Source organism: Corallococcus sp. CA053C, assembly GCF_003611675.1.
GTDB lineage: Bacteria > Myxococcota > Myxococcia > Myxococcales > Myxococcaceae > Corallococcus.
This window is the reverse complement of sequence record NZ_RAWA01000218.1, coordinates 1-15737: the sequence shown is the minus strand read 5'-3', so window position 1 is coordinate 15737 and position 15737 is coordinate 1. Positions and strand designations below refer to the sequence as shown.

At 69.8% G+C, this 15737-nt stretch carries 8 protein-coding genes and 1 pseudogene; 5 read left to right on the top strand and 4 right to left on the bottom strand.

Annotated features, from left to right (window positions below; all coding sequences use genetic code 11):
• Window positions 1–24 precede the first annotated feature (24 nt).
• On the top strand, window positions 25–9162 hold the full coding sequence (locus D7V97_RS25740) for a non-ribosomal peptide synthetase (protein ID WP_233583204.1): 9138 nt from the start codon (window positions 25–27) through the stop codon (window positions 9160–9162).
• Here D7V97_RS25740 and D7V97_RS25735 read toward each other — a convergent pair.
• Window positions 9159–9983 (bottom strand): GNAT family N-acetyltransferase, encoded by an 825-nt coding sequence (locus tag D7V97_RS25735; protein WP_120613283.1) that lies wholly within the window; start codon window positions 9981–9983, stop codon window positions 9159–9161. The genes D7V97_RS25740 and D7V97_RS25735 overlap by 4 nt on opposite strands.
• Before the next feature lie 235 nt (window positions 9984–10218).
• Between D7V97_RS25735 and D7V97_RS25730 the strand changes: the two genes are divergently transcribed.
• From D7V97_RS25730 to D7V97_RS46050, 3 genes and pseudogenes are all read left to right on the top strand, one after another.
• Window positions 10219–10587, top strand: coding sequence for a hypothetical protein (locus tag D7V97_RS25730; RefSeq protein ID WP_233583203.1), 369 nt, complete (start codon window positions 10219–10221; stop codon window positions 10585–10587).
• A 16-nt stretch (window positions 10588–10603) separates the two neighbouring features.
• Window positions 10604–11140, top strand: a complete 537-nt coding sequence (locus tag D7V97_RS25725; protein WP_147444978.1) for a hypothetical protein — start codon at window positions 10604–10606, stop codon at window positions 11138–11140.
• A 532-nt stretch (window positions 11141–11672) separates the two neighbouring features.
• Window positions 11673–12190: pseudogene (locus tag D7V97_RS46050) on the top strand (sigma-54-dependent Fis family transcriptional regulator); the annotation flags it as partial.
• 216 nt (window positions 12191–12406) lie between these two features.
• Here D7V97_RS46050 and D7V97_RS44265 read toward each other — a convergent pair.
• Both D7V97_RS44265 and D7V97_RS25715 read right to left on the bottom strand, forming a co-directional pair.
• On the bottom strand, window positions 12407–13168 hold the full coding sequence (locus D7V97_RS44265; RefSeq protein WP_147444977.1) for a hypothetical protein: 762 nt from the start codon (window positions 13166–13168) through the stop codon (window positions 12407–12409).
• A 328-nt stretch (window positions 13169–13496) separates the two neighbouring features.
• Window positions 13497–14396, bottom strand: coding sequence for an SDR family oxidoreductase (locus D7V97_RS25715; protein ID WP_120613281.1), 900 nt, complete (start codon window positions 14394–14396; stop codon window positions 13497–13499).
• A 102-nt stretch (window positions 14397–14498) separates the two neighbouring features.
• Here D7V97_RS25715 and D7V97_RS25710 point away from each other — a divergent pair, with 102 nt between their 5' ends.
• Window positions 14499–15422: a LysR family transcriptional regulator gene (locus D7V97_RS25710; RefSeq protein ID WP_120613280.1), complete on the top strand. Its 924-nt coding sequence runs from the start codon at window positions 14499–14501 to the stop codon at window positions 15420–15422.
• A gap of 36 nt (window positions 15423–15458) precedes the next feature.
• Here the strand turns inward: D7V97_RS25710 and D7V97_RS25705 are convergent.
• On the bottom strand, window positions 15459–15737 hold a 279-nt coding region (locus D7V97_RS25705), incomplete at its 5' end, for a transposase zinc-binding domain-containing protein (protein ID WP_199728932.1).

Here is a 15737-nt window from a genome sequence, read left to right as displayed (position 1 = left end):
CTGCCCCTGACCCCCAGCGGCAAGGTGGACCGCAAGGCCCTGCCCGCGCCCGAGGCCCCCACCACCGCACGCGGCGAATCCATCACCCCGCGCGACGACACCGAGCGCACGCTGGCGGAGATCTTCGCGCAGGTGCTCGGCCTTGAACGGGTCGGGGTGAGGGACAGCTTCTTCGAGTTGGGAGGCCACTCGTTGCTGGCGACCCAGGTGGCCGCACGGGTCCGTGCGCGCCTGGGACAGAACGTGCCCCTGCGCATGCTCTTCGAGGCCCCGACGGTGGAAGCGCTCTCCCGGCGCCTCTCCGGCGATGCCTCACCTGGAACGGAGTCAGCGCGGGCGCGTCCATCGCCCGTCGAGCAGCAGCGCTCCGCCTCCGTGCAGCCTCGCCAGCAGGCCCCCTCCGAAAGCACCGCGCGCTCCTCCCAGGCCCTCACGCCGCTGACGCGCATGGAGCGGCCCACGGTGTTGCCGTTGTCCTTCGCCCAGCAGCGACTGTGGTTCATCCACCAGCTCGGCGTCGCGGACGCGGCGTACCACGTCCCGTTCGCGCTGAAGCTGGAGGGCACGCTCGACCTGGGCGCGCTCCAGCGGAGCTTCGACGAGCTGATGCGCCGTCACGAAGCCCTGCGCACCTCGTTCCGCGCGCATGGCGGAGCCCCGGAGCAGATCATCCACCCGTCCCTGCCCCTGCCGGTCCGGCACATGGACCTCACGGGCATCATCGACCCGGAGCAGCGTCGCGCCGAGGCCTCGAAGCTCGCCCTCGAAGAGACCCGGAGCCCGTTCGACCTGGAGCAGGGTCCGCTCATCCGAGCCCTCCTGCTCAAGCTGTCCCCGACGGAGCACGTGCTGGTGCTGAACCAGCACCACATCATCTCCGATGGCTGGTCCACCGGCGTCCTCGTGCGCGAGATGGGCACCCTCTACGCGGCCTTCTCCCAAGGCCTCCCGTCACCCCTGTCCGAGCTGCCCGTGCAGTACGCCGACCACGCGCTGTGGCAGCGCGGCTGGTTGCAGGGCGCGGTGCTCGAACACCAGCTCGCGTGGTGGCGCCAGCAGCTCGAAGGCGCGCCGTCCCACCTGGAGCTGCCCACGGATCATCCGCGTCCGCCCCGGCAGACCTTCCACGGCGCGCTCATGCCGTTCGCCCTGCCGCGCGCCTCCAGCGAGGCGGTGGAGGCCCTGGCGAAGCGCGAGGGCCTGACGCCCTTCATGGTGTTGCTGGCGGCCTTCCAGGTGCTCCTGGGTCGCTACTCCGGCCAGGACGACGTGCTCGTGGGCTCGCCCATCGCGGGGCGCCAGCACGCCGAGTCCGAAGCGCTCATCGGCTACTTCGCCAACACCGTCGTCCTGCGCACCCGGCTGCGCGCGGAGGACACCTTCCTCACATTGCTGACCCGCGTGCGTGACACCACCCTGGGTGCCTACGAGCACCAGGACGTCCCCTTCGAGAAGCTCGTCGAGGAGCTGCACCCCGCCCGGGACCTGGCCCGCACGCCGTTCTTCCAGGTCACCTTCACGCTGCAGAACGCGCCCCTGCCGAAGCTGGGCCTGCCCGGCCTGTCGCTCCAGTCGATGAACACCGACCCGGGAGCGATCCGCTTCGACCTGGAGTGGCTGATGCACCGCGCGCCGGAGGGCTTCGTGGGCGGCCTCAACTTCAACACCGCCCTGTTCACGCCACGGTCCGTGGCCGGCATGGCGCGGCACCTGCGCGTGCTGCTCGATGCAGCGGTGGCCACACCAGCGACCCCGCTGTCACGCCTGCCGCTGCTCACCGCCGAGGAGCGCAGGCAGGTGCTGGAGACCTGGAACGCCACCGCGACGGAGTACCCGCGCGAAGCGTCCGTGCCCGCGCTGTTCGCGGAGCAGGCCGCGCGCACCCCTGACGCGATCGCGATGCGGCTGCCCCCGAGCACGGGAGCCTTCCTCCTGGACGCGGCCCCGGTGGCGGCGCGCGAGCTCACCTATGCCGCGCTGGACCGCCAGTCGAACCAGCTCGCGCACCACCTGCGGCGCATGGGCGTGCGCCCGGGAGATCGGGTGGGCCTGTGCGTGGAGCGCTCGCCGGAGCTCCTCGTCGGAATGCTCGGCATCCTCAAGGCCGGCGCGGCCTACGTGCCCGTGGAGGCGAAGTCCCCGTCCGTGCGCATCACCTGGATCCTCCAGGAAGCGGGCGTCAGCGTGCTCGTCACGCAGGAGGCGCTGGCGGATGAGCTGCCGGCGGAGGCGGGGCTCCTCGTACTCCTGGACGCGGAGGCGGACCTGCTCGCGAAGCAGCCCGTCACGCCGCTGGACGTGCGGGTGCCGGCCGAAGCCCTGGCCTACGTGATGTTCACGTCGGGAAGCACCGGGCGCCCCAAGGGCGTCACCGTGCCGCACCGGGGCATCGTGCGACTCGTCCGGGGCTCGCGCTTCATCCACGCCGGTCCGGACGAAGTCTTCCTCCACGTGGCCCCGGTCGCGTTCGACGCGTCCACGCTGGAGGTCTGGGGCGCGCTGCTGAACGGCGCGAAGCTGGTGCTGGCGCCACCGCGTGCGCTCTCGCTGTCGGAGCTGGGCACGCTGTTGACGTCGGAAGGCATCACCACGCTCTGGCTCACCGCCGCGCTGTTCGAACAGATGGTCCTGCACGAAGGCGCGGCGCTCGCGAGGGTGCGCCAGGTGCTGGCGGGCGGTGACGTGCTGCCCGTGCCCCGGGTGCGCGAACACCTTTCGCGGATGGCCCCGGACGCCGTGCTCGTCAACGGGTACGGCCCCACGGAGAACACGACGTTCTCCGCCACGCACACGCTGCGCGCCGGGGACACCGTGGAGCGCACGGTGCCCATCGGACGGCCCCTGGCGAACTCCACCGCGTGGGTGTTGGACGCCGCGCTCCAGCCCGTTCCACCGGGAGTCCCCGGGGAGCTGTACGTCGGAGGCGACGGCCTCGCCTGGGGCTACCTCCAGCGGCCCGACCTCACCGCCGAGCGCTTCATCCCCCACCCCTTCGCCACCACACCGGGCGCCCGCCTGTACCGCACGGGAGACAAGACCTGCTGGCGCGAGGACGGGACGTTGGAGTTCCTGGGCCGCACCGACTTCCAGGTGAAGATCCGTGGCTTCCGCATCGAGCCCGGCGAAGTGGAGGCCGTGCTGCGCCAGGCTCCCGACGTCCGGGAGGCCGTGGTGCTGGCGCGCGAGGACGTACCCGGGGAGAAGCGGCTCGTGGCCTACGTGGTGCTCGGTGAAGCCGGCACCGACCGCGTGAAGGCCTACGCGCAGCAGCAGCTTCCCGACTACCTGGTGCCATCCACGTGGGTGGAGCTGCCGACCCTGCCGCTGTCACTGAACGGCAAGGTGGACCGCAAGGCCCTGCCCGTGCCCGAAGCACCGAAGCCCACCGAGGCGACCCGCGAGGCCCCGCGCAACGTCAGGGAGGAACAGCTCGCGGCCATCTGGGCGGAGGTGCTGCACCTGGACGCGGTGGGCATCCACGACGACTTCTTCGAGCTGGGAGGCCACTCGCTCCTGGCCACGCAGGTGGTGTCGCGGATCCGCTCGGTGTTCGGCGCAGAGCTGCCCCTGGGCGAGCTGTTCAACGCGCCCTCCGTGGCCGCGCTCGCGGAGCGTCTGTCCACCTTCGCGAGCACATCCCAGGTGCCACCGCTCACGCGCACGCGAAGGCCGGCCGTGTTGCCGCTGTCGTTCGCGCAGCAGCGACTGTGGTTCATCGATCAGCTCGAACCGGGCAGCAGCCTGTACAACATGCCGTTCGCCCTGACGCTCCTCGGCACGCTGGACGAGGACGCGCTGAAGGGAAGCCTGAATGCGCTGATGGCGCGGCACGAATCGCTGCGCACCACCTTCCGCACGGAGGCGGGCCAGCCCGTGCAGCACCTCCACGCGGAGGCCACCGTCCCCCTGGAGCGCGTGGACCTGACGGAGCTGGAAGACCCGGCCCAGAGACAGCAGGAGGCGGAGCGGCGGGCGACGGCGGAGTCCCAGCGCCCGTTCGACCTGGAGCAGGGGCCGGTGATCCGCGCCCTGCTGCTGAAGCTCGGTGCGGAGGAGCACGTCCTGGTGCTCCACCTGCACCACATCGTGTCCGACGGCTGGTCCCTGGGCGTGCTGGTGCGTGAGCTCACCGCCCTCTACGAAGCCCTGCGCGAAGGCCGGATGCCCACGCTCCCTGAGCTGCCCGTGCAGTACGCCGACTTCGCCCTCTGGCAGCGCGGCTGGCTCCAGGGCGAGGCGCTGGAGGCGCAGCTCGACTGGTGGAAGCAGCAGCTCGCCGGAGCACCGAGGGCCCTGGAGCTGCCCACGGACAAGCCCCGGCCCGCAATCTCCACCCAGCGTGGCGACACCGTGCCAGTGCACCTGCCACGAGCCCTGGCCGAACAGGTGGAGGCCCTGGCGCAGCAGGAGGGCGTGACGCCCTTCATGGTGTTGCTCGCGGCGTTCCAGACCGTGCTGCACCGGTACTCCGGTCAGGACGACGTGCTCGTGGGTTCGCCCATCGCGAACCGGCGCCACGCGGAGACCGAAGGGCTCATCGGCTTCTTCGTCAACACGCTGGTGCTGCGCGGCAGCTTCGGGGCCCGGACGACGTTCCGGGAGCTGCTGGCCCAGGTGCGCGCCACGACGCTGGGCGCCTACGAACACCAGGACATCCCGTTCGAGCGGCTGGTGGAGTCGCTGCACGCGACGCGAGACCTGGGCCGCATGCCGCTCTTCCAGGTGATGTTCGCGCTGCAGAACGCGCCGGTGCCGGAGCTGTCCGTGCCCGGGCTCACCGTGCGCCCGGCGCGCATCGGCGACCGCACCACGTCCCAGTTCGACCTGAGCCTGGACCTGAACCGACAGGAGGACGGCTTCCGGGGCACGCTCGAATACGCCACGGATCTGTTCGAGCGCTCCACGCCCACGCGGATCCTCACGCACCTGCGCGTGCTGCTGGAGTCCGCGCTCGCCCGGCCGGATGCGCCGCTGCGCGAGCTGTCGCTCATCTCCCCCGACGAGCGGGCCCGGCTGCTGGGCCCGTGGAGCGGCGGCATCACGGACTTCGACCGCGACGGCACGCTGCACGGTCGCATCGAGGAACAGGTGGCGCGGACCCCGGACGCGGACGCCGTGGTGTTCGAGGAGACGACGCTGTCCTTCCAGCAGCTCAACACGCGCGCCAACCAGCTCGCCTGGGACCTGCGGGCCCGGGGGGTCGGGCCGGAGGTCCCGGTGGGGTTGTGCCTGGAGCGCTCGGCGGACGTCATCGTCGCGCTGCTCGCGGTGCTCAAGGCCGGGGGCGCCTTCGTCCCCCTGGATCCGGCGGCGCCTTCCGCGCGCAAGTCCCTGCTCCTGCGCGACTGCGGCGCCTCCGTGCTGCTGACCTCACAAGCCCTGGCCGAGGCGTGGCGACCGGACGTGCCCCAGGTGGTGCGGCTCGATGTCGAACGCGAGCGGCTGTCCACCCTGCCCCGCGAGAACCCGCCGCCGTCGGCGAGCGCCGAAAACCTCGCGTACGTCATCTACACGTCCGGCTCCACGGGCACGCCCAAGGGCGTGATGGTGCGGCACCGCTCGCTGCTCCACCTGCACCGGGCGCTCCTCCGCACCGTCTACGCGGGGCGGCCGCCGGGGCTGCGCATCGGCGTCAACGCGCCCCTGTTCTTCGACGCGTCCATGGATCAGATCCTCTGGCTCCTCGACGGCCACTGCCTGTGTCCCGTCCCCGAGGACACGCGCCTGGATCCGGAGCGGATGCTGCCGTGGTTGGAGGCGACGCGGGTGGACACGCTGGATTGCACGCCCGCGCAGCTCAAGCTCCTGCTGGACGCGGGGATGCTGGAGCGCGCTCGGGTGCCGTCGCTGCTGCTCGTGGGCGGCGAGGCGCTGGACGAGGTGCTCTGGCGACAGCTCGCCGCGACGACGCGCACGCGGGCCTTCAACACCTACGGCCCCACCGAGTGCACCGTCGACGCCACGGCCTGGAACATCCAGGGCACGCCCCACGCGATGCCCGTCATCGGAAGGCCGCTGGACAACCTGCGCGCGTACATCCTCGACGAGCGCCAGGAGTTGACACCCTTCGGCCTGCCGGGAGAGCTGTGCTTCGCCGGAGAGGGCGTTGCCCGAGGCTACCTGGGACGGCCACACCTGACGGCGGAGCGCTTCATGCCGGATGCGTTTGGCACCGAGCCCGGAGCGCGTCTGTACCGCACGGGAGACAAGGCCCGCTGGCGCGAGGACGGCACGCTCGACTTCATGGGTCGCCTCGACTTCCAGGTGAAGCTGCGCGGCTATCGCATCGAGCTGGGCGAAATCGAAGCCACGCTGCGCACGCACCCGGGAGTCCGCGACGCGGTGGCCCTGGTGCGAGACGCGAGCCTCGTGGCCTACGTCACGCCCGACCAGGACACCGCGCCGCTGCGGGAGCACCTGCGCCAGCACCTGCCCGCCTACATGGTGCCCGCGGCCCTCATCGCCCTGCCCGTCCTGCCGCTGACGCCGAACGGCAAGCTGGACCGCAAGGCGCTGCCCGCGCCGGATGCGTCGCACCTCCCCGAGCGCACCTACGAAGCCCCGGCGACGCCCACGGAGGAGCGCCTCGCCGCCATCTGGAGCACGTTGCTGCGCGTGCCCGCCGTGGGACGCCACGACAACTTCTTCGAGCTGGGAGGCCACTCGCTGCTGGCCACACAGGTGGTGGCCCGCGTGCGAGCGGGCTTCGGCGTGGAGCTCGCCGTCCGGGCCCTCTTCGAGTCCCCCACGGTGGCGGCCCTCGCGCAGCGCCTGCCGACCGCCGCGACCGTCAACGCCCTGCCGCCCCTGACCCGGGCCAGGGTGGACGGCCTGCCGCCGCTGTCCTTCGCGCAGCAGCGGTTGTGGTTCATTGATCAGCTCGAACCCGGCAGCCCGCTCTACACCATGCCCTTCGCGCTGCGCCTGTCCGGCACGGTGGACGTGCCCGCCCTCCTGGAGGCCGTCGACGCGCTGGTGCGAAGGCATGAAACGCTGCGCACCACGTACGAGGCCCGGGACGGAGAGCCCCGCCAGCGGATCCATCCGGCCCGGCCCGGGAGGTTGCGCGTGGAGGACCTGGGCCACCTGCCCGCGGACGCGCGCGAAGCCGAGGCCGCAAGACGGGCGGAAGCAGAAGCGCAGCGTCCCTTCGACCTGGGCACGGGGCCGCTGGCGCGCTTCACGCTCCTGAGACTGGAGGAGCGCGAGCACATGCTCCTCCTGTGCCTGCATCACACCGTCTCCGACGGCTGGTCCTTCGACGTGCTCGTGCGCGAGCTGGTGGCGCTCTACGAGGCCTTCCGCCAGGGCCAACCGTCACCGCTGCCCTACCTGCCCGTGCAGTACGCGGACTACGCCGTCTGGCAGCGAGCGTGGCTGGAGGGCCGGGTGCTGGACACGCAGCTCGACTGGTGGCGGCGACAGCTCGCCGGCGCACCGCACGCCCTGGCGCTGCCCACCGACAGGCCCCGCCCACCGAAGCGCTCCGCCCGGGGCGCCCTGCTGCCGGTGCACCTGTCCCCCGCGTTGAGCGACGCGGTGGAGGCACTGGCGAAGCGCGAAGGCGCCACACCGTTCATGGTGTTGATGGCCGCGTTCCAGACGCTGCTGTCCCGGTACACCGGACAGGACGACGTGCTGGTAGGCACGCCCATCGCGAACCGCCGTCACGCGGAGACCGAAGGGCTCATCGGCTTCTTCGTCAACACGCTGGTCCTGCGCGCCCCCTTCGACGCGAGCACGTCGTTCCGGAAGATCCTCGCGGAGGTGCGCGCCAACACGCTGGGCGCCTACGAACACCAGGACCTCCCCTTCGAGCGACTGGTGGAAGCGCTCCAACCGGAACGCGACCTGGGACGCACGCCGCTCTTCCAAGCCCTCTTCGCGCTGCACAACACGCCCGCATCGGAGGTGAACCTGCCTGGCCTGACGCTGAAGCCGGTGGAGGCGGCCTCGCCGCCAGCGAAGTTCGACCTGGACCTCGCGCTGACCCGGCTGCCCGAAGGCTTCCAGGGAGCGCTGACCTACAGCACGGACCTCTTCGAAGCGGCCACGGTCGAGAGGCTGATGGAGCAGTGGGCCCGGCTGCTGGAAGACGTCCTCGCGGCGCCCGACGCACCCCTGGACAGGAAGCCCCTGCTCACCGCCGACGAGCTGCGCCGCAAGGTCATCCCGGAGAGGCCCCGGGTGCCGGACGCGCTGGCCGGCCCGGAGCCCCTCGTCGCGCCGCGCGACGCATTGGAGCGGGAGCTGGTGGCCCTCTGGGAAGAGCTGCTCGGTGTCCGGCCCATCGGCGTCACGCGGCCGTTCTTCGACCTGGGCGGACACTCGCTGCTCGCCGTGAAGCTGATGGCGCGCATCCGGGAGCGGCTGCACCGCGACCTGCCACTGGCCGCGCTGTTCCAGGCGCCCACGGTGGAGCAACTGGCCCGGCTGCTGCGTCAGGCGCCTACGGCCTTCTCACCGCTCGTGCCCATCCAGCGCGAGGGCACGCAGCGGCCCTTCTTCTGCGTCCACCCGGTGGGAGGCAACGTGCTGGCGTACGCGGAGCTGGCGAAGCAGCTCGGTCCGGACCAACCGTTCTACGGCCTCCAATCGCAGGGGCTCGATGGAACCCTTCCGCCGCTGGACACCGTGGAGGCGATGGCGGCGCTCTACGTGACCGCCCTCCGGACCGTCCAACCGACGGGCCCCTATCGCCTGGGAGGCTGGTCCATGGGAGGCGTGGTGGCCTTCGAGATGGCCCGCCAGCTCCAGGCCGGAGGAGACACGGTGGAGCTCGTGGCCCTCATCGACCCCAGCCCGGCGACGGACGACCGGGTGCCGCAGGACGTGGACGACGCGCGGCAGGTCGCCACGTTGTTCGAGCTCGACCACGGACAGCTCGCGGCACCGGAAGCGGAGCAGGCCCAGGGACGCACCCTCCTCCGGATCTTCACCCACAACCTGCGAGCCTTGAAGCGCTACCGCCCCGGACTGTTCGCGGGGCGCGTCCTGCTGCTGCAAGCCACCGGAGGCAGGGACGAAGGCTGGGGCGCCGTCATCCAAGGCGAGCTGCTGCGTGAGGAGCTGCCGGGCAACCACTACACGCTGCTGCGAGCCCCCAACGTCCAGGGGCTCGCGCAGCGACTGACGACGTGGCTCCGGGCCCCGCCGCGTTAGGGCGAAGGCTCCAGGCCCGCGCCGTGCTTCACCAGCACGGCGCGGGCGTAGGCCATCAGGAAGCCCATGCGCATGGCATTGCGTTCGGTGGGGATGCCGGGCCCGGACATGATGGCCGCCACGTCGCTGCCCAGCTCCACGGCGCGCACCAGCCGGGCGGCAATCAATGCCTGCTGGATGCCGCGTCGGCGCCACGCGGGCAGCACCGACGTGCCGAACAGGGACGTGAGCCCGTCGCTCGTCTCGCAGCCGCCCGCCCCCACAGGGACGCCGTTGAGCCACGCCACGAACGCATCCGTCCCCGGGGTGCGAGCACCCTTCATGCCCATCGCCAGGAATCCCTCTGACAGCGTCTCGCCCTCGGGGACGAAGCCGCTGCCGGAGACCTCGGCGAACCTGCGCACCGCCGCGTCGTCGGAGGGGTCGATGCGCTCGATGGTCAGCTCCGCAGGGGCGCCCCGGCTCAGCTTGCGCAGGTCCTCGGTCTCACGAAGCGGCCGGTACAGCACCGTCTCGAACTCACGCAGCACGAACCCGCGCTCCGCCAGGGCGTGGAGCAGCGGCACCGGCGTGTACGGACTCAGCTCCGCCTTCGGCTCCACGCCGCGCGAGGAGAAGAAGTCCACCAGCGCGTCCAGCTGCGCCCCGGTGACCTCCTGGCCGAGCCCATACCCGCACGACTTGTTCACGTAGGAGCCCACGCCGCCGAAGGCCATCCACCCGTCCGCCAGCGGCGCGGACTCCGTCGCCAGCCCCACCGCGACCTGCGCCTGCTTGCGCTCGAACCGCCGCGCGAGTTCCACCAGGTTCACATCGTTCATCCCGCCTCTCTACACCGTAAGTGCGGGTCCAGGGGATGGGTCGTCCGGCCGGCAGCTGTGCACGCGGCCTGTGCCAGGCTGACTACAAGCTCGACTTCGCGCGCCGGTGGCTGGGCGTGGAGACGCTCAACTTCCGCGACGTGGACCTGGTCACGATCATCAAGGGAATGACGGAGGACCTGGGCGCGGACGCGACCATCGACGCGGTGTGGGGGCCGAGGCCGCTGGCAGCCCCATGCACCGCGCGCTCGGCATCTACGCGAAGCTCGAGGCGGGCAGCCCGCAGGCGCTCAACACCGCCATCCACGCCACGAAGAAGGGCGGCACCATCTCCGTCATCGGCGCGTACGGCCCGCCGTTCACGGGCGTGGACATCGGCACGTTCATGAACAAGGCGCAGACCATGCGCACGGGCCAGGCGAGCGTGAAGCGCTACATGCCGCGGCTCTTCGAACACATCCAGGCCGGCTGCATCCGCCCGTCGGAGGTGTTCACGCACCGGGGTCCGCTGGAGAAGGCCCCGGAGTTCTACCGCACGATGGCCCGGAAGCAGGACGGGTGCATCAAGTGCGCCCTCTTCCCCAACGGCCCCAGCGTCCACTGACCCGGAGACGACCCACATGAAAACGATTCACACGACACGGGAGCCCCGGTTGAGCAGCGCCGAGGACATCCAGCTCCACTCTGGCTACAAGGCCGTGCAGGCCCCGCGGCGCCCGGCCTGGTGGGGCGTGGACCAGGACCTGTCGCGCCGCCCCGGCGTGCCGATGATGCGCACGCCCGAGCCCTGGCCGAATGCGCGCATGGACATGGAGCGCATGGATCCCGCGAGCTCGGCCGTGTTCAAGCACGGCCGCCCCAACCGGGAGTGGCCGCCCGTCTTCGGCACCACCTGCCCTCCCAAGGGACTGTCGGGGCTCATCCGCAAGTGGGCAGCGAGCATGCCGGACCACAAGCCCCAGTTCTGGCTGCTGAAGCTGCTGGCCGACCGCGTGGACAGCGCCGAGCACCGCCTCAAGACCCTCGCACCCGTTGCCCTGCCACTCGCGGCCGTGGGGCTCTTGGGCAGCATGTACCTGCGCGATGAGCGCGGCGACACGAGGCGCGACCGCGTGCGCAGCAGCGCCGCGCACCTGCGCAACGCGTACGGGCATTAGGTCCTTGAGGAGCGGTGAGGCCATGGAAGCGGCGGGTTTGATTGCCGCCGCTCCCAAGCAGAGCAACCCACCCCTTCGCTTCCTTCAGGCCGCGGCCATGAAGCTGCCGGTGGAGCTTGATGGCGTTGATCATCCACCACCAACGCCAGGAATGGCAGAGACATGCCTCGCCTTGGGCAACGACCGGATCATCCGAACCGTGAATCAGGACTTCAACGCGCGACGAATGGAACCCAGCCGTTGCAGGCCACAAGGGCCCCGCCGCTCCCCAGGCAGGCGCGGAGCAGGATCGAGGTGCCAGCGGGCGCGGAGACGGTTCCGGCTCCTCCACCGTCTCGCCCAAGCAGAGGCTCTCCTTCTGTGGGCCCGCCTCCGTCCGGTGGTGAAACAGGATCGGATTGGGGCGGCCCAGGTGGAGACGGCAAAACATTGTCACTCCACTGTGGAAGCCCAATGACGGAATAGTGTAGAAATGCTGTAATAGCATCAAATGCCGCTCTATCTGAACTCGCGGCGATGATGCGTCGGGCAAGAGGAACAGCTTCGCGACGGGCGCTTCAAGGCGCCGCTGCTGCACCGGCTGGCGGGCTACGACCTGCGCGTGCCGCCCCTGCGCGAGCGGCGTGAAGACGTCGGACGGCTGTTCTTCCACTTCGCGCGCGAGGAATTGGCGGCCCTGGGCGACGCAGGACAGTTGGACACGGAGGACCCGCACGCGGAGCCGTGGCTGCCCGCGTCGCTGGCGTCGCGGCTGGTGCGGGCGGCGTGGCCGGGCAACATCCGCCAGCTTCGCAACCTGACGCGGCAGCTGGTCATTGGCAGCCGGGGACAGGCGCGGCTGCCAATGGGCTCACAGCTAGATGAGGCGTTGGGGGACCGGACGCGGCTGCCCCTGTCGTAGTGGCCGTGAAGATACCGGACGCCCGCGAGCCGGCCGTGCCCCGGCGCAAGCCCTCGCAGGTGACGGAAGCGGAGCTGCTGGCCGCGCTGCGGGGGAGTGCGTGGGACCTGAAGGCGGCGGCGGATGCGTTGGGGATTCCCCGGCCGTCATGCGCCAGGGTCGCGGCCACCGTGGCTGTCCTCTCGGTTGCCATTCATCTACTATCTGGGTGTCTAGCAGGAGAGCCATCTGGAGGAACCGGAGGTGGTGGGGACTGCGCTGCTGGCTTCCTCGCAGACGCCTGAAGCACTTTAGGGAATTCAGACAAACTGAAAGCTCGGCCCCCCAAATCGGGTTGCCGAGCTTCTCCCACTCAGCTCCCCTGACTACTCTACGTAGACAGCCACGTTGCCGCTGCAGGCAGTGTTGGTCGCGCAGCCGGCGCGGAACTGGTAGTATCCTGACGAGGGAATCGAATAGACGATTTCAGCTGCGGACCCACAGGATGTCGACGCGGTGTCGTTTGCTGCAACCTCGGTGAATACGCCACCCACGTTGCGATAGAGCCGCAGGTACGTATCCCCTGAAGCCGTCGCGCCCGTGGAATTGTACGCGCAGGTGCTCACGCGAACGAGGTCTCCTCCTGCGAACGAGTACTGCTTGTTGAAGGTATTGAGCTGAGCGTTGTTCGTATTGGTGACGTTGAAAGAGACCGGCGCTCCCTTGCGCCGCGCGATCGCGACCGTTCCCGAGCATGCCCCCGAAGAGTAGCATCCCGCACGCAGCAGGAAGCTCCCACTCACGGTCGGCGTATAGCTGATCTTCGAACCATACCCGCCGCAATAGTCGTCGTTGTATGCGACTTGAGTCGCGCTGGGGTTGTAGAGACGTAGGGCCGTGTCCCCGCTGAAGTAGGCCTCATTGAGCACGCAGGTGCCAATCATGACCGCTTCGTTGGCGATGAGATCAACGTAGGAGTTCGCCGACGTAGTCGGGTTCGCTGCGCTGGCGGTATCAGCCGCCTGATAGTCCATCAGAGCCAGTCGCTGATTGACCTCTCCTAAGGTATCGGAGGCTTCGTCTTGCATCTCCGGTCCACCACAGGCGCTGGCCAGCCCCAACATGCAAAGCAGCAGAGTACGGCGCATCTTGAATCTCCAGGGATTTAGGGAGCCGCAAAGGCTCGCGGGCGTTGGAGTCAAAAAGCACTCAACATGACCCGAAGTGAATACTATCTTCTTGGAAATTCGCGCACAAGATGTCTATCTCTACCCACCAGGAACTATGACTATAGGCGGAATGGGGACCCTGTTTGAGGGGGCGAGCTGGTGCAAGACCATAGGCGGAATGGGGGCCATGTACGCATTAGAAGGATAGGAGCAGTGTTGAAGGGCACGGGCGAGAGCAGAGAGGAAGAGGAGGGCTGCTGACGCCCGCTTCCACCCAGCTTCGTCTCGGTCATGTTGGGCCTCCGGTTCACGAGTTGAAGTAGCTGCCCCGCTCCAGGTCCTCAATGAGCCCGGGCCGCTGGGGCTCCCATCCCAGCTGCTCCCGCGTGAGCGTGCTCGACGCCGGAGCGTCGCTGCCGAAGAAGCGCGCCAGCCAGGTGAAGTGCCCGGCGGCCTCCTGGGGAGACTTCGACACGACCGGCACGTTCAAGCGGTGGCCAATCACCTCCGCGAGCTCCCGGGTCGCAATGCCCTCGTCGCCGATGCTGTGGAACGTGGCCCCGGCCGCTCCCTTCTCCATCGCCAGCCTGTAGAGCCGGGCCGCGTCCAGCCGGTGCACCGCGGCCCAGCGGTTGCGCCCTTCACCGATGTACGCCGACACGCCCTTGGCCCTAGCGATCTGGATGAGCGCCGGGACGAACCCGTGGTCGCCGTCGTCATGCACTGACGAGGGGAGCCGCAGCAACGACACACGCACCCCGCGCGACGCCAGCCCGAGGGCTTTCTGCTCCGAGGCCGTGCGGTGTCCCCCGGCGGAGGAGGTGTCGGGCATGTCGCGTTCGGTCCCCACGCGGCCCTGCGTGAGGAGGCCAATGGCGGAGGTGACGACGAAGGGGCGGTTCGAGCCCGCGAGTTCGGCACCCATGGCCTCGATGGCCATCCGGTCCCTCTCACTGGCAGCCGCGATGTTCGCGAAGTTGTCGTGGATGAACGCCGTGTGGATGACGCCCTCCGTGGCGGCGGCGCCCCGGCGCAAACTGTCGAGGTCCTCCAGCGACCCTCGATGCACCTGGGCCCCCGTCGCGGCGAGCGCCCTGGCGGACGCGTCCGACCGGACCAGGCCGAGCACCTGGTGACCCGCGCCCAGGAGTTCCTGGACGACGGCGGAACCCACGAAGCCCGTAGCACCCGTAACGAAAACACGCATGATGAAGTCCCTTCCCGTGAGCCGCGCGCGGCGGCATTCAACCTGGGTCGAAGGGTGCGGTTTCGCCGAGCCCTTCGCACGCGTAGGCTCTGAATCCTGAGCATGACGAAAAGTACGCCTCGCGACTTCGACCGACATTCGCTGGATGGCCTGGGACTTCTTCGCGCGGTGGTGGCGGCGGGGAGCTTCGTACGAGCAGGGGAGGCGCTGGGCCTGACCCAGCCCGCGGTCAGCCGCGCGGTGGCGCGGCTGGAGGACCGGCTGGGGGTCCGCCTCTTCCGGCGCACGGCGCGCTCCATCTCTCTGACGGAGGAGGGACTGCGCTTCTACGAAGCGGTCGCGCCCCACCTGGCGGCCATCGAGGACGCGGCCACCGAAGCGGGCAGTGCTTCGTCCCGGGTGCGGGGCCGCCTGCGCGTGAACCTCGACGCGGGCATCGGGCAGTTCGTGCTGACGCCGCGCCTCCAGCCGTTCCTGGAGAAGCACCCGGACCTGGCGATGGAGTTGGTGGTGCGCGACCGGATGGGAGACCTGGTCCGCGAGGGCTTCGACGTGAGCATCCGGTTCGGCCTGCCGGAGCCGTCGGCCCTGAAGTCCCGCCTGCTCCTGCGCTCACGCATCGTCACCTGCGCCTCACCGGCCTACGTCGCGCGCCACGGCCTACCCCGCCGCCCGAGCGACGTCGAAAAGCACGAGTGCGTGCTGATGCGAAACCCCGCCACGGGAAGCCACTTCGAGTGGGAGTTCGTGCGCGGCAGCAAGATCGTTCCGGTGAACGCGAAGGGGCGGCTGACGGTGAACGAAACAGGGTCACTGCTCGCGGCGTGTCTCGGGGGGCAGGGCGTCACGCAGATGCTGGAACTCTACACGCGAGACCTCATCGCCGACGGCCGGCTGATCCAGGTGCTCCCGGACTGGGCCGACGAGACGTATCCGCTCTACGCGTACCACCACTCCGCGCAGCTCATGTCGGCGAAGGTCCGGACGTTCCTGGACTACGTCGTCGCTCTGACGCGCGAGCGGTGAAGATTCAAGTGATGATGCCCAGCGCGAAGTGCAACATCACGCCCGCTTCGCGTTGCAGGAGGGGCACACCCCTCGTCCCTTGCACGAGAAGGCGACGAGAAGTTCGTCCTTACAACTCTCACAACGCACCCGCGCGAAGCCGTGCGCCAATACTCCGCACTCCAGGTATCGGGTGAAGTCCCGCTCCACGTACCGGGGCAGGCCGCGCCCCACTTCGCTCGCCTCCGCTAGAAACGTGGCGAGATTGTCCCTCACCGCCTCATACAGCACCGTCCCCTCCGGCCGCCTGCGCCGGTGCTCCCACCCGTGCTCCCC

What these genes read in the sequence shown, in the direction of transcription:
- D7V97_RS25735 (WP_120613283.1), bottom strand. Translation starts at nt 9,983, where the DNA reads ATGAACGATGTGAACCTGGTGGAACTCGCGCGGCGGTTCGAGCGCAAG.
- D7V97_RS25730 (WP_233583203.1), top strand. Translation starts at nt 10,219, where the DNA reads ATGCACCGCGCGCTCGGCATCTACGCGAAGCTCGAGGCGGGCAGCCCG.
- D7V97_RS25725 (WP_147444978.1), top strand. Translation starts at nt 10,604, where the DNA reads ATGAAAACGATTCACACGACACGGGAGCCCCGGTTGAGCAGCGCCGAG.
- D7V97_RS44265 (WP_147444977.1), bottom strand. Translation starts at nt 13,168, where the DNA reads ATGCGCCGTACTCTGCTGCTTTGCATGTTGGGGCTGGCCAGCGCCTGT.
- D7V97_RS25715 (WP_120613281.1), bottom strand. Translation starts at nt 14,396, where the DNA reads ATGCGTGTTTTCGTTACGGGTGCTACGGGCTTCGTGGGTTCCGCCGTC.
- D7V97_RS25710 (WP_120613280.1), top strand. Translation starts at nt 14,499, where the DNA reads ATGACGAAAAGTACGCCTCGCGACTTCGACCGACATTCGCTGGATGGC.